This is a genomic window from Lysinibacillus sp. RU7 (genome assembly GCF_057837305.1).
In genome coordinates this window covers 1-245 of record NZ_JBYQFK010000250.1, presented here as the reverse complement: position 1 = coordinate 245, position 245 = coordinate 1, and the positions used below count along the sequence as shown (strand labels likewise).

The 245-nt window shown below is 52.7% G+C and carries 1 pseudogene; it reads right to left on the bottom strand.

Annotation, left to right across the window (positions count from 1 at the left end):
• Positions 1-61: 61 nt before the first annotated feature.
• Positions 62-245, bottom strand: a pseudogene (locus tag AC3II9_RS22300) (transposase); the annotation flags it as partial.

The following is a 245-nucleotide window of genomic DNA, read 5'->3' as shown; positions in this document are numbered from 1 at the left end:
CGTGAAGATAGTGGTGTCGAATCATTATAAAATGGAATTGGACGAGGTTAAGGCTCCAGACTTATTGAGTTTCAGAGCCAAACAGGACTGTTGCGGCGAGCGATGGCTAAGAAGAAGGTTTCCCGGCAGCGATCGTATCGAGTTGCGACGCGGCTCCAGTCCTTCAGGCGGCCGAACATGATCTCGATGCGGTTGCGCCGCCTGTATTTTCGCTTGTCGTATCTCACGGTCTTCTTCCGAGACGC